The organism is Thermostichus sp. MS-CIW-40, assembly GCF_054058315.1.
The window spans coordinates 1-18538 of sequence record NZ_JBSSAC010000053.1 but is presented as its reverse complement, the minus strand read 5'-3'; the positions used below and the strand labels follow the sequence as shown (position 1 = coordinate 18538).

Genomic DNA, 18538 nt, shown 5'->3' with positions numbered 1-18538 from the left:
CTCCGTCCCGCTAACGCGAATGGAAACAAACAGAATGCTATCGCTGCATAGTTGAACAGTGATGTTCAGCAGTGTTCAGCGTAAATGTATCAGCAGCTGGCTCGCTACCCAGAAGTATTTGGCAAGGGCAGCTAGTCCTGCTGGTGGGAAAACAGATGAGCTCCCACAAAAGCCAGGATTACCGCCAAGCCGCCCAAAACTCCCACCGTGTACCAGGGAAACTCCGCAAGCGGCTGGTAGGCGGCTGCCCGCATGCCAATGCTGGCGTAGGAAAGGGGCAGGCAATAGACCAGCACCTGCAGGTAGGTCGGCAACTGGGCGGGATCGAAAAAGGTGGCCCCCAGAAAAGACATGGGCGTAATCAAAAAGTTGGTTAGCACGCCCACACTCTCCAGGCTGGGCACCTTCAAGCCAGCAATTACCCCAATGCCGGCAAAGACGGCGCAATCCAAAAGTAGAACCAACAGCGACAAGGGGTGAAGCAGGCCCCAGGCCCCCGTACCCAGCACCCCCACCGCCAACACCCCCAAGGCCGTCAGCAGGCCGCGGGCAATGCCCGCCAGCACCTTGCCCAGATGCAAAGACAAGGGGTGCACCGGCAACAGCAGCAGCTCTTCAAAGCTCTTGGTAAATAGCCGCGATCCACAAATGGAGAAGGTGGTGCCGGCAAAGCTGATGGTCATGGCTGAAAGAGCCACCATCCCCGGCAAGATAAAGCGCAAATAAGAACCTGCCGCCGTGGATCCGGCCACCTCGGCCAAAGCTTCGGCCCGCAGGGATCCCCCTAGGCCCACCCCAAAGGCAACAATGTAGATGAGGGGAGCCACCAGCCCCGAGGCCACCACCTGCCAAACTCGCCCCCGCAGATCCAGCCAGTCGCGCCAGAAGATGGTTAAACTGTCTTCCCAGATTCGCTGATAGGGTAGGGTCAGGGCACGGCTTACCATAGGTTTTCTTCGCTGTATTAGAGGTCTTCTTGTTTTCTGCTGCCGCGGCCGTGGGGAACTGCTTGCTGCTCCCTACTAGTAACCGTAGTAGTTGGAGCGCCGCGACCGCCACCAGGCCACCGGCAGCGCCAATGCCTTGCTGAGAGTGGACACGTAAGCGCGGGTGCGAAAAACCTGGTAGTGGTTGCGCTCGATGGCGTTGAGAATCTGCCGGTAGAGCATCAAGGAAGCGGCTACCGGCCAGCGGGAGTCCGGCTGCAGGGTAGGGATCCCCCGTTCCGCTTGGGCATAGAGCTCTCTAGCCCGCCGGATCTCATAGTCCATCAAAGCCATCCAGCGCTCGTCAATAACATAGTTAAACAGGTCCCGCTCGGAGTAGTTGAAGCGGCGCAGATCTTCCAGGGGGATGTAGATCCGCCCGCGGCGGGCGTCCTCTCCCACATCCCGCAAGATGTTGGTTAGTTGCATGGCGATCCCCAGCGCCACCGCCTCCTCGCGGCCATCCCGGCCCGGCACAAACCCCATGATCTCCGAGCACATCAGCCCCACCACCCCGGCCACGCGGTAGCAGTAGACCCGCAGATCCTCCCAGGTGGCGTAGCGCTGGGTATCCAAGTCCATGCTCTGCCCCCGCAGCATCTCGCGAAACGGCTCGATGGAAAGGCGGTAGGTGCGGATGGTGTGGATCAAAGCGAGGTCCGTGGGGACTTGCGGCTCACCCCCCTGAAATAACGACTCCAGATGGGATCCCCACTGCTCCAGCTTGCTGCGGGTGACCTCCACCTCTGCCTGGCTGGCTTCCAGTCCATCCAGCAACTCATCGGTTTGCCGCAGCCAAGCGTAGATGGCCCAGATGGCCCGCCGTTTGGACTGGGGCAAGAGCAGGGATCCCAGGTAGAAAGTCTTAGCGTGCTTGGCCGTAATCTGGCGACAGAGGGCAAAAGATTGCTCAAGCGGACTCATCTGGCTGATCTCCAGGGGCGCAGGGCCAGGATAGAGAAGGAAGAGGAACGGCGAGGGCACATATCAACACTACGGGAAAGCGGACGCCGCGGATAGCCTAGAAGAGGTTGTGGGGAAAAGAAAGATTCAAAAGGCATAGGAGGCGGACGGCGGAGAGCTAGACCCCCGCAGCTGCCAGAGTTGAGGCCGAGACAGAAGCGCGTTGAAATGGGATCCCTTGGTTGATGGCCTCCGCCGCCCACTTGCCGGAGAGGATGGCCCCCTCCATGCTGCCCAGGAAGGGCTGTAGGGTGTAGCTGCCCGCCAAGAAGAAGTTGGGAATAGGGGTAACTTGGGTGGGGCGATACTGCTGTCTGCCAGGGGTAGCCTTGTAAACCGAGCGCGGCGTTTTCACCACCACCCATTTGCGCACGCGAGCGGGGTTGGGGCCGGTAAGGTGCTGGGGAAAGAGTTTTTTCAGTTCCTCCAGCGTGGCGGCAAAGATCTCCTCATCGCTGCGTTCAATCCACTCGGCGGCAGGGGCCAGCACCAGCTCCAACATGGACCGCTCCGGATCGGCATAGGCCCGGCAGGTGTTGCTCATGTCGGCATACACGCTCAATAGCGGCGAGCGGGAAAACAAGGAGTGATCGATGTGAGTAATCTTGCGGTCAAACCAGATCTGCAGGCTAATTACTGGCACCCCCTCCAGTTCACGCAGCTTTTGGAAAAAGGGGATCCCCCACCACTGCGCCGGCAGCAGCTCCTTGAGCGCGTCCACCGAAAGGGCCGAGACATAGGCATCGGCAGTCACCTCCACCGGCCCAGAGGGGGTGGCTAAGCAAAACCCGGCCACGCTGCCGTCAGGGTTGAGACGAATGTCCTGCAACGCCGCGTTTAGATGAACCTCCCCCCCACGGGCCACAATGTAGTCCACCATCGGCTGGCAGAGCCGCTCTGGGGGAGCGCCGTCTAGGTAGGCAATCCTAGAGCCATCTTTTTGCTGCAAAAAGCGGTTCAAGGCCGTCAGGGGCACCATCGCCGAGATCTCCTCCGGGTTGATGAAGGCCAGGGCCTTGGAGACGGCAATGAAAATATCGGTGTTGACCCGCTCGTCAATACCCTGTCGCCGCAGCCATTCCAAGAGGCTGTAACGATCCATCTGCTCCACATAGCGCTGGCCGCGAATCATGGCCGGCACCAGCCCCAGGGCAAACTTCACCTTTTCCCCCCAGGTGAGCATGTCGTTGTTGCGCAAGATGCCGACAATGGCGTTGAAAGGAGCGGGAATATCCGGCAGGTCGAAGCGGGAATAGGTGCCCGGCTTGTCCGGCTGGTTGAAGATCAAGCTGTGTTCCTTCCACTGCAGGCGGTCGGAAATGCCCAGCTCCCGGAACAGCTGCAACGTGTTGGGGTAGGCGCCAAAAAAGTTGTGCAGCCCCGTCTCGATCCAGTCGCCGTCGGCATCTTTCCAGGCAGCCACCAGGCCACCCAAAACATCCCGCCGCTCGAAGAGGAGCGGTTGATGCCCGGCATCACAGAGATACTTGGCACAGGCCAGCCCGGCTAGCCCGCCTCCGGCAATGGCAACGCGCATGAGGGTAACGGCAAAGCAACACTTTCATTCTATTTGCAAACCGTTACAATTGCCGGGGCCAAGGGTCAGACGGAAGGCCAACCCGGCACCAGCAGCAGGACAAGGGGATCCCTGAGCCCATCGGTCTCGCTGCCGGGATCCCAATCGCTGGTAGGATACATACGGAAGAAAAAGTAAAGATTTTCCGCAGTCCGGGGGGAAAGACAACGATGGCCAAACAAACACTGGGATCCCTGCTGTCATCTGGCTTTGATTTAAACGGCAAGCGCGTGCTGGTGCGAGCCGATTTCAATGTCCCCTTGGACGCCCAGGGCAACATTACCGATGACACCCGCATTCGGGCTGCTCTGCCCACCGTCCAGGCCCTCATCCAAGCGGGCGCCAAAGTGATCCTCGCCAGCCACCTGGGCCGCCCCGTCAAAAAAGACAAAGAGACAGGCGCGGTTAAGATCGCTCGCGAGGGCAATAGCCTGGCCCCCGTGGCCACCCGTCTTTCTCAATTGCTGGGCCAGCCGGTCGCCTTTGCCCCCGACTGCATCGGCCCTGAGGCCGAGGCGGTAGTGAACCGCCTGGAAAACGGCCAGGTGGCCCTGCTGGAAAACGTCCGCTTCTACCCAGAAGAGGAGGACAACGACCCGGAATTTGCCCGCAAGCTGGCCTCACTGGCCGACCTGTTTGTCAACGACGCCTTTGGCAGCGCCCACCGCGCCCACGCCTCTACTGCCGGCGTTACCGCCTATCTCCAGCCTGCTGTGGCTGGCTACCTGGTGGAAAGGGAGCTGCAATTCCTCTCCGGCGCCATTGAGGATCCCCGGCGGCCCTTGGCGGCCATCATCGGCGGCTCCAAAGTGTCCAGCAAAATCGGCGTCATTGAGCGGCTCCTGGAAAAAGTGGACAAGCTCCTGCTGGGCGGCGGCATGATCTTTACCTTTTACCAAGCCCAAGGGATCCAAACCGGCAAGTCTTTGGTGGAAACCGACAAGCTGGATCTGGCCCGCTCCCTGATGGAAAAAGCCAAAGAGCGGGGGGTGGAGCTGCTGCTGCCGGTGGATGTGGTGGTAGCCGATAGGTTTGACAAAGATGCCCAGGCCCAGACCGTTTCCATCCACGCCATCCCCGAGGATTGGATGGGCTTGGACATTGGCCCGGAATCGATCAAAGCCTTCCAGGCTGCCCTGCAGGGGTGCCAAACCGTGGTCTGGAACGGGCCGATGGGCGTCTTTGAGTTTGACCGCTTTGCCGTGGGCACAGAAGCCATCGCCCGCACCCTGGCCGATCTCACTCAAGCGGGAGCCACCACCATCATCGGCGGCGGCGACTCGGTGGCAGCTGTCGAGAAAGTTGGCCTCGCTGACAAGATGACCCACATCTCCACCGGCGGCGGGGCCAGCTTGGAGCTATTGGAAGGCAAAGTGCTGCCCGGCATTGCCGCCCTCACGGAAGCCTAGGTTTCTCCTTTGGATCACAGCTCATCCAACACAAAAACCGAATCAACAAAGTAGGGGCTGAACCCAGCCCCTCTTAGCCTTAGTCGGTGTAGATCGCTGCAGCGATGGCGAGACAGGATCCGGCTTAGTGCATCACCACTTTAACGTTGGCGTTGTTCAAGCCAGGACGCTTCACCTCGGCCAAGGTCTTGTTGACGGCGTACTTCTGGTTGATGGAGTTGATCAACTCGGTCTGGTTGTGCTTCTTGGCCACGCCCCACAGATCGGCGATCAGGTCGTAGGAACCGTCGGGATTCTTCGACCAGCCCAGATCGTAGTCGCCTTCCAACTGAGCCACGATGTCAGCGCGAACACGCTGGCCGTTGTAGCCACGCACGTCGGCGTTCAGCTTAACGGTGTAGCCGAGATCGCGCAGAGAGTTGATCAGGATTTGGCTATCGGTGATCTTGGTACGCAAGGTGCTAAAATGAGACATGGTGTTTCTCTCCTGTGTGTAGGGGTTGGAACATCAACACAAACAATGGGCACTGTTCTTTGGGGAAGGTTTGGGCCCTGCCGTCCCTGCTTCTGTCAAGGTAGCTTTGGATCCTCACCTCCTCCTAGAACTCCAGCCGCTGGTACTCGGCTACAGAGGCCGCTGCAGGCCGAGCCCGCTGCTGGGCCCATTCCCTCAACGCTACCACTTGCTCCGTCATGGTGCGAGATAGCGGTTGAGTTGCTTTCGTTGCTGCCAAAATGTCCAGTTGGGTAAATTCGCGGTTCTGGGCAAACGCTTCGTACATGGCAGCAATCAAAACTTGTTCGATCTCCGCGCCGGAGAAGCCTTCACAGGCTGCGGCCAACTGGCGCAGATCAAAGCGGCTGATGTCGCGCCGCCGCTTCTTCAGGTGGATCCGAAAGATCTCGATGCGCTCGTTGATGTTGGGGAGATCCACGAAGAAAATCTCGTCAAAACGGCCCTTGCGCAAGAATTCGCCCGGCAGACGGTCCACACGGTTGGCGGTGGCCATGACAAAGACCGGCGAGCGCTTCTCCTGCATCCAGGTTAGGAAAGAGCCAAAGATGCGGCTGGAGGTGCCCCCGTCAGAATCGCTGGAGCCTGCTGATCCAGCAAAGGCTTTGTCCAGCTCGTCGATGAAAAGGATGGCAGGGGCGAGAGATTCAGCAGTTCGCAGGGCACTGCGCAGATTCGCTTCCGATTTGCCCACCATGGAGCCATCATAAACGCGGCCCATGTCCAGACGCAGCAGGGGCAGGCCCCAGAGACGGGCAGTGGTCTTGGCGATCAGCGACTTACCGCAGCCAGGCACGCCCAGGATCAGCATACCCTTGGGTTGGGGCAGTCCATAGGCGCGGGCCCGCTCAGTGAAGGCCTCAGAACGTTGCAGCAGCCAGCGCTTCAGCTCTTCCAGACCGCCAACGGCGTCGATGGTCTCGTCCTCTTCGATAAACTCGAGAATGCCGTTGCGCCGGATCAGTTGCTTCTTCTCAGAGAGGATGATGTCTACTTCTGCCTCGGTGAGGCGACCATGCATCACCACAGCCTTGCGGTAGACTTTTTCTGCCTCGTCCTGCGTTAGGCCCAGGGCCGCCTTGAGCAACTTTTCGCGGGTATCAGGAGCCAAAGGCAGGGAGCGCGGGATCTGCTCCAGCTGGCGGTTGAGGGCGCGCTCCAATGTGGCCATGTCCGGCAGGGGGAAGTCCACTACGCAAATGTCTTTCTCCAGCTCGACCGGGATCACCTGCACCGGCGACATGAGCAGGATGGTTTTGTGGGATCCCTTCAGGCTGGCAATAGCATCCCGCAGCCAGCGCTTCACCTCGGTGTTGTCCAAGAAGTCATGTAGGTCTTTGAAGACGCAGATGGCGGGATCCTTTTGCTCCATGACCCACTGGATGGCGGGCTGGGGGGATTGGGTGTTGTGCTGGGTGAGGCTGCGGGGGTTGCCGTATTCGACGATGCCGTGGGTAACTGTCCAAATGAATAGGCGACGCTGAGGCTTAAGGGTGCGGGCAATTGCTGCCAGAGCCGCTTCTGCCCGTTCCTCCTCTGGAGTCAGCAGGTACAGCAGTGGGTATTGAGCTTGAATGAGGATGCTTAGCTCTTGCATGGGAAACACCAACTGCAGAGGGGAAATTTCAGGAGCCGCCAGAACGGTTGAAAAATGGGGTTCGAGTTGCCTAGGTATTGGATTGCACTTGGGAGTACGCCCTTGTTGGATGGATTTTGAGAGGATTTTAGAAGCCTTCTGTGTTGCTGTCTGCTCCTATCAGCTCAAGTTCCTGAAGGGGGCCCGCTTGGGAGCGTTCTAGCAGGGTACCAGAGCATCCTGCCGTTGCTCTTCCGAGCCAGCAGCCGATCCCCAGTATTCTGGCTCCACCTCTTCAAGGATGGCTTCGGCAGCCGATGTCTGGTGCAGGGAAACCACCTCTCCATCGCGGATCACAAATGGGTGACTACACTTGGGACATTGATGGACACGATAGGCGCTACCTTGTACCCCTTCAATGACCTCTGGGTGAAGCAGATAGAAGGTAATGGCCTTCTCTGCCACTGCCGACATCGGCTCCCGCTCCACGGCAGCCCGAATCTTCAGATTCCGGTGCAGCTCAGGTGAGAGATACAGGGTCACCTTCTGCTTGGACTCTGTGCCTTCCACTACCTCTGGCCGATGATTCATGGCTAACCGCTTTCTTTGAATTGCTTGCCAAACTTGGGGCCTATCATAGCCAGTCTGCCGGCTTGACGGCAAGTTTTTAACAATCTGTAACAAACAATTTTCTTGATGGCCCTCTGTGGATACCTGCGGCTGGGGGAGTAGGCTAGGTGGAAGACAAGGAGCGGAATGTCCAATCCCTATGGAACGCTTGATCAACACCCTCAGCAAAAATTTCTCTAGCTGGGGCCGCCGTGCCCTGGTGCAGGCCAGCGATGGTTTGGCCAGCTTGAGAGACACTGCCGTGGACAACGGCAATTTGTTGCTCTGCAAGGCTCGCATCGCGTTCGCGGATGCCAGCTTCACCACCCTAAAGGCAATTCGGTCTCGCTTTGGCGCCAGTCGCTGACGGTTGGGCAGAAGCACCCTGCTAGCCGCCCAGATCTTGCAGCCGATAGAGGCTGGCATAGAGCCCGCTGAGGGCCATGAGCTCGGCATGGGATCCCTGCTCTTTGAGTTCCCCCCGCTGCAGAACCAAGATGCGATCCACATCGCGGATGGTGGAAAGGCGGTGGGCGATGATCAGGGCGGTGCGATCCCGCAGCAGGGTGTCTAGAGCGGATTGCAGGAGGACTTCGGTGCCCACATCCAGGCTGGCGGTGGCTTCGTCCAAAACCAAGATTTTGGGATCCCGCCACATGGCCCGCACAAAGCTGATAAGCTGTTTCTGGCCGCTGGAGAGGTTGCTGCCCCGCTCTCGCACAGGGGTGGCGTAGCCTTGGGGCAAATTGCGGAGGAAGTCATGCAGGTTGAGTTGGCGGGCGACCTGCTCCACTGCCGCTAGATCTGCCTTCTCTCCTAGGGTGATGTTTTGCTGGATATCCCCGGAAAACAAAAATCCATCCTGCAGGATTACCCCTAGGTGGCGGTGCAGCTCAGCCTGGGGGAGATCCCGAATATCAACGCCGTCAATGCGAATAGATCCCTGGGTTACGTCGTAGAGACGGCAGAGCAAGCGAATGATGGAGCTTTTCCCGGCTCCCGTGGGCCCCACCAGGGCCACTTTTTCTCCGGGGCGGATGGTGAAGGTGAGGTCTTTGAGCACCCACTCCCCGGGGTTGTAGGCAAACCAGACGTGCTCGAACTGCACCTCTCCTCTGGCATTGGGGGTCAAGTGGCGGGGCTGAGCGGGATCCCGGATGGCAACCGGCAGGCTGAGGATGGCGTCGATGCGCTCGACGGCGGTGAACCCCGCCTGTAGGGCCGTAAACTTTTCGGCCAACTGCCGCAGCGGGTTGAAAAACCGTTGCGAAAAGAGAATAAAGGCGTAGAGGCTACCGAAGGTGAGGGGTTCCCTGGGCAGGGGCAGGGATCCCGTCCATCCCCCTCCAACTGAGCCCCTACCGGCTGACATCACCTGCTGCCCGCCCACCCAGAGCAGGGCCGCCACGGCCAGCCAAGAGACCCACTCCAAAACGGCAGAAAGGGCGGAATCATAGAGGATGGTTTGATCCACTTCCCGGATGTAGCGGCGGTTCATGGTTTGAAAAATCTCGCTATTGAGCCGCTCCCGCCGAAACAGTTGCACAACGACAATGCCCAAGATGTTCTCCTGGATCCAGGAGTTCAGTTTGGAGAGTTCTTCTCGCACGCGAAAGTTGGCATCGCGAAAGCGGCGCTGCAACTCGAGGACAACGGCGCTGATGGGCAGGACGATCAAGATCAGCAGCAAGCCCAGATCCCAGCGTTGGCTGAGCATGACCACCGCGATCACCCCCAGGGTAAACAGGTCGCTGACGATGCCGACGGCACCGGTGGAAAAGACATCTCCCAGGGCTTCCACATCGTTGGTGATGCGGGTGATCAACTTGCCCACCGGGGTGCGGTCGAAAAACTGAGCCGGCAAGGCCAGAATGTGGGCGAAGAGATCGTCGCGGATGTCGCGGGTCATCAACTGCCCCAGCTTTTGGCTGACATACCCTTCCAGGGCTTGGAAGAGCCAGCGAACCAGTACCGTTAGGATCAACAGCCCCACATAGGGCCAAAGGTCGGAGAGGATCCCGGCCTCACCTCGTTCCAGCGCTCGGGCAATGGGGCCATCCAGAGCCCGCTGTAGGATCAGAGGCTGCACTGCATCCGCCAAGGCCAAAGGGGGCAGAAAGGCCAAGGCGGCCAACAGTAGCTTCAGGTGCCGACGGGCATAGGGCCAGAGCAGCCGCAGCAGCCGCCAATCGCTTTCTCGCCGAGGGCGGGGATCCCTACTTAAATCGGTATCGGGGGGAGAGGCGGCAAGGCTCACAGGCTTACACCCGAGAACAACAAAGATGACTCATAGAGAGCAGTAAACTACCCGACTCCGACCGCTAAAGCGGTACGGAGCGGGCTTTCGGTAGCCCTGCAGTTGGCAAGCCAACCACGAGCCTCTAGGCTGGTTTACAGCAGCCCCCAAAAGCGCAATCACATTCGCACCATTCAAATCCGCATCCCCTTCCCATCCACAGTGCCCACACTTGAACGACTTGCCACTGCGGTAGGATTGCGCAGGGTCGGGATGAATGTGCAAACACCGGTGGCAGGTCTGCGACGTGTAGGCAGGCGGCACCAGAATCAAAGCAACCCCTGCACGCAGAGCCTTGTACTCCAAAAATTGACGGAGTTGATAAAACGCCCAACTGTTGGCCCTGCGCCGTTCAGTTTTACTGCGGGGTTGTTGGTTGATGCGCTCCCGGATCCCTGTCAAGTCTTCCAGAGCAAGAGCGCTATTTGTCGCCTTTGCCCTAGAGACAATAGCTTTGGAGATGCGATGATTGACCCACGCCTGAAAGCGCCTCTCCTTGCCAGACAGCCGTTGCAACAGTTGACGGCATCTGCGCCGCGAACTGCGTGTGCCCTTACTGGCTTTGCGTTGGAGTGCCGCCCTCAGCTTGGAGTAGTGGTCTCGGATTCGGTTCAACTGCTGTCCATTCCAATTGTCCCCGTCTGACGTATGGGCAATATCCGTCCTTCCCAAATCCACGCCCAGCACTCTATCCGTGCCTTGCGGTGGGGATGGCTCCGCTTCCACACAGATTTGAATGAAGTAGGAACCGTCTTTGCGCTTGACCAGAGTGGCAGATTTGGGATTGGAGCCCGCCAGCCGTTCTCTCTGGTAGCGGCCAATCGCCAGCTCAAAGCGCTCTCGACCCTCCACCGTGGTCAGCGACACCGTCCAGTCTTTCTCGCGAAACGAAAAGATACGGGCATCGTAGGTCGCAAAGCCTCTCTTGAACGCTTTGACGGGGCGGTTTTTCTGTTGGGCAACTTTACGGGCGCCGGCCAGCCGTCTGCAGACCTGCTGAGCCAAGTTACTGGATAAGCCGAACCGGGCACGGATTTCGCGGTAGCACAGAGACTGGAGCTTAACGGCGTTGGCGACTTTCTCCGGCGTGTTCTGGTTGACCCAATTCAAGGCTTGGCCAAAAGCCTCCAAAGTCGCGTCCAATTTGGCGGCTTGCGACTGGGACACCTTGAGCTTGCAGGGGACGGTCAGGACTTGGGTCATGGTTCTATCATAACTTCCGCATTCCTCCCGACACTGACCCTACGGGTACAGTGCGGGGCTCCTGCGATTTCTAGCTGATCTACTCTAAGCGCTCTCCCTGAGGGAGAGGGAGTTTGGGATCCGCAAGGGTTTCCTCGCCATTGGGAATGGCTATAGCTGCACCCCTAATGGCTCTGGGACGGACGGAAAACTGGCCGCTTCAGGAGCTTCTGGCCGCTCGGTTCGGGCAGGCTGTAGGCAGCTTGATGAGGAGAAACCGGCAATGTCTTACTCAACCTCTTACTCCGTGTCTTACTCGAAAATCTTTTTCCCAGTTTGGGTGGCGGGGCTGCTGTTGTTGATCGGCGGCGGGATCCTGTTTGGCCTGTTGCGGGCTTTTGGGCTACCCATTGGGGAGCTGGCCGATTGGGCCATTGGGATCGCCAGCTTTTGGTGGCTGGTGGTGATCGTCACCCTTCCCTGGAACCTCTACTTTCAGGCCAAGGCCGTTCAGCAGGAGGCGGTTGTGTCTCAGGAACGAGGGATCCCGGTGGAAGATTCAACGTTTGCCTTCCTGCAAAAGCTCAGCTGCTGGTCGTTGCGCATAGCCATTGCCCTGCATGGGCTGTCGGCTCTGGCTTTCTATGGCTTGGCCGTTGGGCAAGTCACCCCCATTGGCTACCCCAGCGCTGTGGCTGCCCTGTTGTTAACGGCTCTGCGCCCGGCCATCCGGGGCTACGAGTATTTGGCCGACCGCTTGGCCCAGTTGCAAGGGCAAATCCAGATCCCTCGCGAAGATGCCATCGAGTTGGCCGAGCGGATAAAGCAGTTGACACGCCAAGTCGAGCAGTTGCAGGAGCAATGGGATCCCAGCAAGCCCGGTTCTTGGGCCCAACAGGAGGAAGAAACCCGGCGCTACCTGCGGCAGGAGCTGGCCGCGCTCAAAGCCCAACTGGAACAGTTCCGGGCCAGCAACGAGCTGGAGCACAGGCAATTGCGCCAGGAGACCCACCAAGCTGTGGCTCAGCTCAGTGTGGATAGCCAGTTTCTCGGCCATGTGCGGGAGATTCTTCGCTTTATCAAGGAAGCTTAGCGGGATCCGTTGTTCAGTCCTTCCAACTGAGCGGAAAACTGAGAAGGAACAAGCTTGGTGCCCACCCCGGCATCGGTCAAAATCTCCAGCAGCAGAGAGTGAGGGGATCCCCCATCCAGAATGTGGGCTGCCCGTACCCCTTGTGCCAAGGCGCGAATGCAACACTGCACCTTAGGGATCATGCCGCCCTTGACGACACCGGCTTGGATCAACTGGCGAGCCGTCTCGATATCCAGCAACGTAATCAGAGAGCTGCGATCCTGAGGATCTTTGAGAATGCCAGGGGTGTCGGTGAGCAAAATCAGCTTTTCTGCCCCCAGAGCAGCCGCCAGTTCTCCCGCCACCGTATCGGCGTTGATGTTGTAGGCTTGGCCCGTCTCATCGGCAGCCACACTGGAGATCACCGGAATCTGTCCACCTTCCAATAGGGTTTGCAGCAACTGGGGGTTGATACTGCTCACTTCCCCAACAAAGCCAATCTCCGCCCGGCCCTGGGATCGCGCTTTGATCAAGTTGCCATCCCGCCCGCACAGCCCCACCGCCGATCCGCCGGCCAAGCTGATGAGCTGGACGATCTGCTTATTAACCTTGCCCACCAACACCATCTCCACTACTTCCATGGTGGCGGCATCGGTAACCCGCAAGCCATCCACAAACTTGAAGGGAATGTCCAGTTTTTGTAGCCAACTGTTGATCTCCGGCCCCCCCCCATGCACCAACACCGGGCGGATCCCCACACAGGCCAGAAAGACGATGTCTCGGAGCACCTCGGCCCGTCGCTCTTGGTGCACCATGGCTGCGCCGCCGTATTTGATGACAATAACGCGGCCCTGGTACTGCTGAATGTAGGGTAAAGCCTCGATGAGGATCTGCGCCCGCGTAAGGGGATCACACGCCGACCCGGTCGCCTCAGAAAGGGAAGAGTTGGTTTGCACTGCTGTAAGTCCCTAGAAGTCCAGAAAACCTGACCCAGAGTATCGCATTCTGCAGATCCTCAGGTATGGAACGGGATCGCCAGCAAAGGCAATAGGGACAACCCCAACCAGGCCCAACCCCGAATGGAAGAAGAATGGGGTAGGGGATCGACGGGCCCTGACTCTGCCTGCTGCAGCAGGGCATCGATACGCTCTTGCAGCCGCTGCCTTGGGTCTGAACTCACGGTCATTGCAAAGCCAACCCAGGCCGCCGCCGGTTGCTCCACTACGCCATAGCCCACCACCTGCAGCAGGGCCTCTCCCAACAACAAGGGATCCACCCGTTGGGCCGCCCAGCGATCCGCCCGCAGTTCCCGCAGAGTGAGCAATTCCTGCCAGAGGGCCTCGGTGTTGGGCAGCCAGCCGGTGAGGCGTCGCAGCCAGCCCACCCCAAACATCCAGAGGGTATCGCGGTAGTGGCGATGGGCCTCTTCGTGGGCGATTACGGCCCGCAAGTGCTCATCATCCAACTGCTCCAGTAGGCCGCGGCTGACCACCAACTGGGCATTCCACACCCCCACTTGAGCAGCAAAAGGAATCTCCAAATCCAGCACGTAGGCCGGAGAGCCATGCAAATCCACCTGGGCCAGAGCTTGCAGGTGGGCGCGTCGATAGGAGCGCCAGTATTCCCAAATCCAGTGCAAGGCCACGCCGCCAGCCACGGCCAGCAACAGCAGGGCACAGCCGTAGCAGAACCAGCCCCCCGCTCCGGCCATTTGTCCCCACGGCCCCATCCAGGCCAAGGCCAGAGCAGTGGTCAGCAACAGCAGCGGGGGCAGCAAGAAGTGGATCCAAGCCCGCTGCCAACGCCGGCTCCACCCGCCCCCCTTATCCAGGCGCACTTGCACCCGCCACAGCCAACTGAGGCCCAAGCCCAGCAATAACATGCCCAAGTGGCTCATCGCGGATCCCTCCTGGCTTGACGGGCCGCCCGCAGCCGTTCGGCAATCGCCTGCAACTGGGACACACTGGCCTGATCCAGGCTATCGGCAAAGGCTGCCACCGTATCGGGATCCCCTACGGCCAAAAACTGCTGCAGGTGGGTGAAGGCCCTGAGGCTGGCCGCTTCCTGACGCGAAAGACGAGGCCGCCACAGCATGGGCAGATTCCGCCCTTGGGGATCGGTGCGGCGCTCACAGCTCACCCAGCCCTTCTGGCTTAAGCGCTGCAAAACTGTAGTCACAGAGGCATAGGCCAGCTCCCGATCCGGATCGGCCAAGATGCGCTCGTGGATTTGACGGGTGCTGGCACTGCCCAGATCCCAGAGGATGTCCAAGATTTCCGACTCCAGAGGGCCCAGCGACAGTTGCTTGGGACGATGCTTGGGCAACATGAGCCTTTGCCGGTGTAGGAATTTCTATCTAGCTAGATTAACTGTTGGAGTCTCAAGCCCCGCAGCCATTTTAAGGATCCGCTAAGCTCGAAGATGGTGGTTCTTCGTACTGTTTCTTCCCATGGCTGCTCCCACTTACCACACCATCACCTTCGGCTGCCAAATGAACCGCGCCGATACCGAGCGCATGGCCGGGATCCTGGAGTCCCTAGGGTATGTGGCCACCGAAGATGAGTTGCAGGCGGACTTAGTTCTCTACAACACCTGCACCATCCGCGACAATGCTGAGCAAAAGGTCTATTCCTACCTGGGCATCCAGGCGCAGCGCAAGCGCAAAAACCCGGCCATCAAGCTCATTGTGGCCGGCTGTGTGGCCCAGCAGGAAGGGGAAAAATTGTTGCGCCGCGTCCCTGAGCTGGATCTGGTCATGGGCCCCCAGTACGTGAACCGCCTTGGGGATCTGTTGGCGCAGGTGGAAGCCGGAAACCAGGTGGTGGCCACCGAGCCGGTTGAGATCCCAGAAGACATCACCAAGCCCCGTCGCGACAGCCAGGTCACTGCTTGGATCAACGTTATCTACGGTTGCAACGAGCGCTGCACCTACTGCATCGTGCCGCGGGTGCGAGGGCAAGAGCAGTCCCGCCAGCCCCGGGCCATCCGCGCCGAAATCGAAGACGTGGCCAGAGCGGGCTACCGCGAGGTGACGTTGCTGGGGCAGAACATCGATGCCTACGGACGGGATCTGGATCCGAAAACCAACCTGGCCAGCTTGTTGCGCTTCGTCCATTCGGTGGAAGGTATTGAACGGATTCGCTTTGCCACCAGCCACCCGCGCTACTTTACCGAGGAGCTGATCGCCACCTGCGCCGAGCTGCCCAAAGTCTGCGAGCACTTCCACATTCCCTTCCAGGCGGGCAGCAACGAAGTGCTCAAGCGGATGCGGCGCGGCTACACCCACGAGCGCTATCGCCAGATCATCCAGCTCATCCGCCAATACATGCCCGAAGCCGCCATCAGCGCCGATGCCATTGTCGGCTTCCCGGGAGAGACCGAAGCTCAGTTCCAAGAAACCCTGCAACTGGTGCAGGACATTGGCTTTGACCAAGTGAACACCGCCGCCTACTCCCCTCGTCCCGGCACCCCCGCCGCTGAGTGGCCCGACCAAGTGCCCGAGGAGGAAAAAAGCGACCGCCTGCAACGGCTGAACCGACTGGTGGCCGAGGTGGCCGCCGCCCGCAGTGCCCGACTCCTAGGCCAGGTGCAAGAGGTGCTGGTGGAAGGCCCCAACCCGAAAAACCCCCACCAGGCAATGGGGCGTACCCGCGGCAATCGCTTGGTGTTCTTTGAAGGGGATCCAGAGCAACTGAAGGGATCCCTGGTGCCGGTGCGCATTACCGCCACGCGAGCTTTTTCGCTGACCGGAGAGGCAGTTACCGTCCGCGCGAGCGGGCCATAGGATGAAGGCTCTCACAAACACAACTTTCCCCAGTTCCCTCTTGTCCGATTGCGCCGGCGGAGCGCCTCTCCAGGGAGCTGTTTCGCTGAGAAAAACCATGCCCTCCTGGGTGAACAGCTTTAAGGCAACCGCCAGGCAGTCACTGCCCTTTCCGCCACGCCGACCAGGGCACAACCACCGCCCTAGCTAGCTTTCTTCCGCGCAGCAGTAGAACGGAGCTTCATACACAACGTTTTGGCAACAGCAACAGGCCGGCGCTGGAACAGGCCCCGAATACCTGCCTTGCCTAGCGCAAGATTTCAAAATCCAAAACGGGCTCTGTCTGGGTGACGCGGTAATATCCGGCCTGGGTACGAACCGAAGCCTGATAGGGGCTGGGCAAATCTAGCGAGCGCAGGGGTGGGATGTTGGTGCGTTGGTTCAGCAGCGTGGTGAAGAAGGCGGTGGTCTGCCGGGCCTGGGAGCGCACCACCTCCTCAGGGAAAATGACCGGATCCACATTCCTACCTGTATCCAACAGGATCCTGTCTAGGGCATCTCCCACCGGATAAGAAGGATAGGCAATTTGGGCCAAGGCGGATCCAATCGGGATCCCGGCGGACAGACAACCCAGAAGAATGGCCAAAGTCAGACGCATGTGCTGGGATTCCTCCTGCGCTACAGCTTTTCCTCAACACCGGAAAAAAGGGGGGGTTGGACGTTGCCAATCAACCTTGATCCCCGTGCAGCCTACCTTTTGACCGGCAGCTAGAGCGGATTCTACTCGAAGTGCCTCAATTGGCAACCGCCTGCAACCCAATAGAACGCCAACATGACAAAGGATCTCGCCGCCGACTAGGATCGGGATACTCTGCTTGGGATCCTTAGACCTGTGAGTGTTTGTGTTCGCATTGCCCCCAGCCCAACCGGAAATCTGCACATCGGCACCGCCCGGACGGCAGTGTTCAACTGGCTGTATGCCCGTCGCCACGGTGGCCGGTTCATTTTGCGCATTGAGGACACCGACCGCGACCGCTCTTTGCCCCGCTACACCCGCAACATTTTGGCGGGCCTGGCCTGGTTGGGCCTAGACTGGGACGAAGGGCCGGTCTACCAATCCAAGCGCATCGAGCGCTATCAAGCGGTGGTACAGCAGCTTCTGGATCGAGGGTTGGCCTACCGCTGCTACGTCAGCGAGGCGGAGCTGGAGGAGATGCGCGCTGCCCAGAAGGCCGCCGGCAAAGCCCCCCGCTACGACAACCGCCACCGCTTTCTCACCGAAGCCCAGCGACGAGCCTACGAAGCCGAGGGTCGGCAGCCGGTGATCCGCTTCAAAATCGAGGAGCCCCTGGAAGTGTCTTGGGTGGATCTCATTCGCGGCCCCATTACCTGGAACACCCAGGACTTGGGGGGGGATATGGTCATTGCCCGGGCGGATGGCTGCCCTCTCTACAACTTGGCGGTGGTGGTGGATGATATTGACATGGGCATCACCCATGTGATTCGCGGCGAAGATCACATCGGCAATACCCCCAAGCAGATTTTGCTCTACCGCGCTCTTGGCTACGAACCTCCCCAGTTCGCCCATTCTCCTTTAATCCTGAACCCGGAAGGGAAAAAGCTCTCCAAACGGGATGGGGCAACTTCGGTAGCAGAGTTCCAGCAACTGGGCTTTTTGCCGGAAGCTCTCAAGAACTATTTGGCTTTGCTCAGTTGGTCGCCCCCGGATGGGGAAGAGCTTTTCTCTTTGGAAAAGGCGGCTGCGCTGTTCGACTTTGACCGGGTTAACCGTGCGGCTGCCCGCTTTGACTGGGACAAACTCAACTGGATCAACAGCCAGTACATCAAGCGGCTTTCTCCGCCAGAACTGGTAGAACGGCTCACCCCCTTTTGGCAGGCGGCAGGGTTTGACCTTTCCGGAGTGCCGGATCCCACCTGGTTGGAAGATGTGGCCCGCCTGATTGCCGATGGTATCGACCGCCTGGCAGAGGCTCCTCCGCTCAGCCGCTTTTTGTTTCAGGAGCCCCTCAGCTACACGTTGCCAGCTCTGGAACAGTTGCGCCTGCCTGGGGTGGCAGAGGCTATGGCTGCTATGGCTGCCACGCTGGCTGCTGCCGAGCTGCCTCAGGTTAACGACTCCGTCCCGCTGACGCGAATGGTGGACAGCTTGAAGCCGCTGGTGGATCAGGTGGCCAAAGCCCAGAACATGAAAAAGGGCCTGCTGATGAAGAGTTTGCGGGCCGCCCTGACAGGGGATCTGCAGGGGCCGGATTTGCTGCAATCTTTTGCGCTTCTGCAGCGGCGGGGCTGGGCTTTGGGGCGGTTAGAGGCTGTGCAGAAGTTGGTTCCTTGTTGATGGAAGCCCATCTCTTGCTGTCATGCCTTCGGTTGCCTCTGTTGAAAGTGCTCCGCACCGCTGCCGCAATCGGGATCCCATGCTGCTAGGCCAGCTACAGGCTGCAAACCAAATTGTCCAAGAACTGGTGCTGCTCTCTTCTCAGCTAGAAATCGCAGGAGCCCCGCACTGTACCCGTAGGGTCAGTGCCGGGAGGAATGCGCTTTGATGAAGTACAATGAACTTATGAGCCAAGT

Annotated in this window: 16 protein-coding genes and 1 pseudogene; 5 read left to right on the top strand and 12 right to left on the bottom strand. The window is 59.4% G+C overall.

Annotated features, from left to right (window positions below):
• Positions 1-131 precede the first annotated feature (131 nt).
• The 3 genes from ACVWXF_RS12720 to pds all read right to left on the bottom strand — a co-directional run bounded on the left by ACVWXF_RS12720 (position 132) and on the right by pds (position 3486).
• Positions 132-947: an ABC transporter permease gene (locus ACVWXF_RS12720; protein WP_457474571.1), complete on the bottom strand. Its 816-nt coding sequence runs from the start codon at positions 945-947 to the stop codon at positions 132-134.
• A 75-nt stretch (positions 948-1022) separates the two neighbouring features.
• Positions 1023-1910 carry a phytoene synthase gene (locus ACVWXF_RS12715; RefSeq protein ID WP_414350814.1) on the bottom strand — a complete coding sequence of 296 codons (888 nt, stop codon included), beginning with the start codon at positions 1908-1910 and terminating at the stop codon, positions 1023-1025.
• A gap of 157 nt (positions 1911-2067) precedes the next feature.
• Positions 2068-3486: a 15-cis-phytoene desaturase gene (gene pds / locus ACVWXF_RS12710; RefSeq protein ID WP_457474570.1), complete on the bottom strand. Its 1419-nt coding sequence runs from the start codon at positions 3484-3486 to the stop codon at positions 2068-2070.
• 209 nt (positions 3487-3695) lie between these two features.
• Between pds and ACVWXF_RS12705 the strand changes: the two genes are divergently transcribed.
• Positions 3696-4934 (top strand): phosphoglycerate kinase, encoded by a 1239-nt coding sequence (locus ACVWXF_RS12705; RefSeq protein WP_457474569.1) that lies wholly within the window; start codon positions 3696-3698, stop codon positions 4932-4934.
• Positions 4935-5058: 124 nt separating this feature from the next.
• On the opposite strand, the gene ACVWXF_RS12700 is transcribed toward ACVWXF_RS12705, so the two are convergent.
• The 3 genes from ACVWXF_RS12700 to ACVWXF_RS12690 all read right to left on the bottom strand — a co-directional run bounded on the left by ACVWXF_RS12700 (position 5059) and on the right by ACVWXF_RS12690 (position 7615).
• Positions 5059-5409, bottom strand: coding sequence for a DUF1257 domain-containing protein (locus tag ACVWXF_RS12700; RefSeq protein WP_414355711.1), 351 nt, complete (start codon positions 5407-5409; stop codon positions 5059-5061).
• Between the two features lie 124 nt (positions 5410-5533).
• On the bottom strand, positions 5534-7045 hold the full coding sequence (gene ycf46 / locus ACVWXF_RS12695; protein WP_011433294.1) for a stress-responsive protein Ycf46: 1512 nt from the start codon (positions 7043-7045) through the stop codon (positions 5534-5536).
• 198 nt (positions 7046-7243) lie between these two features.
• Positions 7244-7615: a hypothetical protein gene (locus ACVWXF_RS12690; protein WP_041436554.1), complete on the bottom strand. Its 372-nt coding sequence runs from the start codon at positions 7613-7615 to the stop codon at positions 7244-7246.
• A gap of 178 nt (positions 7616-7793) precedes the next feature.
• On the opposite strand from ACVWXF_RS12690, the gene ACVWXF_RS12685 reads away from it, so the two are divergent.
• Positions 7794-8000, top strand: a complete 207-nt coding sequence (locus ACVWXF_RS12685; RefSeq protein WP_041436551.1) for a hypothetical protein — start codon at positions 7794-7796, stop codon at positions 7998-8000.
• A gap of 21 nt (positions 8001-8021) precedes the next feature.
• Here ACVWXF_RS12685 and ACVWXF_RS12680 read toward each other — a convergent pair whose 3' ends face one another.
• Both ACVWXF_RS12680 and ACVWXF_RS12675 read right to left on the bottom strand, forming a co-directional pair.
• Entirely contained in the window at positions 8022-9890 is a 1869-nt protein-coding gene (locus tag ACVWXF_RS12680) for an ABC transporter ATP-binding protein (RefSeq protein WP_457474568.1), read from the bottom strand.
• 47 nt (positions 9891-9937) lie between these two features.
• Positions 9938-11132 (bottom strand): annotated as a pseudogene (locus tag ACVWXF_RS12675) (RNA-guided endonuclease InsQ/TnpB family protein).
• Between the two features lie 262 nt (positions 11133-11394).
• On the opposite strand from ACVWXF_RS12675, the gene ACVWXF_RS12670 reads away from it, so the two are divergent.
• Positions 11395-12204, top strand: coding sequence for a hypothetical protein (locus ACVWXF_RS12670; protein WP_457474567.1), 810 nt, complete (start codon positions 11395-11397; stop codon positions 12202-12204).
• Here ACVWXF_RS12670 and argB read toward each other — a convergent pair.
• The 3 genes from argB to ACVWXF_RS12655 are packed head-to-tail and all read right to left on the bottom strand — an operon-like array spanning position 12201 to position 14511.
• The gene (argB, locus tag ACVWXF_RS12665) at positions 12201-13139 is read right to left on the bottom strand and encodes an acetylglutamate kinase (protein WP_414373667.1); all 939 of its coding nucleotides are present in this window, start codon (positions 13137-13139) and stop codon (positions 12201-12203) included. The genes ACVWXF_RS12670 and argB overlap by 4 nt on opposite strands.
• 59 nt (positions 13140-13198) lie before the next feature.
• Complete coding sequence (locus ACVWXF_RS12660) at positions 13199-14080, bottom strand: M56 family metallopeptidase (protein ID WP_457474566.1); 882 nt, start codon at positions 14078-14080, stop codon at positions 13199-13201.
• On the bottom strand, positions 14077-14511 hold the full coding sequence (locus ACVWXF_RS12655) for a BlaI/MecI/CopY family transcriptional regulator (RefSeq protein WP_011433287.1): 435 nt from the start codon (positions 14509-14511) through the stop codon (positions 14077-14079). The genes ACVWXF_RS12660 and ACVWXF_RS12655 overlap by 4 nt, the downstream gene beginning before the upstream one ends.
• Positions 14512-14632: 121 nt before the next feature.
• Between ACVWXF_RS12655 and miaB the strand changes: the two genes are divergently transcribed.
• Complete coding sequence (gene miaB / locus ACVWXF_RS12650) at positions 14633-15967, top strand: tRNA (N6-isopentenyl adenosine(37)-C2)-methylthiotransferase MiaB (protein ID WP_457474565.1); 1335 nt, start codon at positions 14633-14635, stop codon at positions 15965-15967.
• 286 nt (positions 15968-16253) lie between these two features.
• Here the strand turns inward: miaB and ACVWXF_RS12645 are convergent, their stop codons facing one another.
• Positions 16254-16604 carry a hypothetical protein gene (locus ACVWXF_RS12645; RefSeq protein ID WP_011433285.1) on the bottom strand — a complete coding sequence of 117 codons (351 nt, stop codon included), beginning with the start codon at positions 16602-16604 and terminating at the stop codon, positions 16254-16256.
• A gap of 234 nt (positions 16605-16838) precedes the next feature.
• Between ACVWXF_RS12645 and gltX the strand changes: the two genes are divergently transcribed.
• Positions 16839-18302: a glutamate--tRNA ligase gene (gltX, locus tag ACVWXF_RS12640; RefSeq protein ID WP_457474564.1), complete on the top strand. Its 1464-nt coding sequence runs from the start codon at positions 16839-16841 to the stop codon at positions 18300-18302.
• The last annotated feature ends 236 nt before the right edge of the window (positions 18303-18538 follow it).

Bases quoted from the DNA above. Each gene is read 5' to 3' on its own strand.
- ACVWXF_RS12700 (WP_414355711.1), bottom strand. From the start codon at position 5,409: ATGTCTCATTTTAGCACCTTGCGTACCAAGATCACCGATAGCCAAATC.
- ACVWXF_RS12670 (WP_457474567.1), top strand. From the start codon at position 11,395: ATGTCTTACTCAACCTCTTACTCCGTGTCTTACTCGAAAATCTTTTTC.
- ACVWXF_RS12660 (WP_457474566.1), bottom strand. From the start codon at position 14,080: ATGAGCCACTTGGGCATGTTATTGCTGGGCTTGGGCCTCAGTTGGCTG.
- pds (WP_457474570.1), bottom strand. From the start codon at position 3,486: ATGCGCGTTGCCATTGCCGGAGGCGGGCTAGCCGGGCTGGCCTGTGCC.
- ACVWXF_RS12685 (WP_041436551.1), top strand. From the start codon at position 7,794: ATGGAACGCTTGATCAACACCCTCAGCAAAAATTTCTCTAGCTGGGGC.
- ycf46 (WP_011433294.1), bottom strand. From the start codon at position 7,045: ATGCAAGAGCTAAGCATCCTCATTCAAGCTCAATACCCACTGCTGTAC.
- ACVWXF_RS12705 (WP_457474569.1), top strand. From the start codon at position 3,696: ATGGCCAAACAAACACTGGGATCCCTGCTGTCATCTGGCTTTGATTTA.
- ACVWXF_RS12690 (WP_041436554.1), bottom strand. From the start codon at position 7,615: ATGAATCATCGGCCAGAGGTAGTGGAAGGCACAGAGTCCAAGCAGAAG.
- ACVWXF_RS12655 (WP_011433287.1), bottom strand. From the start codon at position 14,511: ATGTTGCCCAAGCATCGTCCCAAGCAACTGTCGCTGGGCCCTCTGGAG.
- miaB (WP_457474565.1), top strand. From the start codon at position 14,633: ATGGCTGCTCCCACTTACCACACCATCACCTTCGGCTGCCAAATGAAC.
- ACVWXF_RS12645 (WP_011433285.1), bottom strand. From the start codon at position 16,604: ATGCGTCTGACTTTGGCCATTCTTCTGGGTTGTCTGTCCGCCGGGATC.
- ACVWXF_RS12720 (WP_457474571.1), bottom strand. From the start codon at position 947: ATGGTAAGCCGTGCCCTGACCCTACCCTATCAGCGAATCTGGGAAGAC.
- ACVWXF_RS12715 (WP_414350814.1), bottom strand. From the start codon at position 1,910: ATGAGTCCGCTTGAGCAATCTTTTGCCCTCTGTCGCCAGATTACGGCC.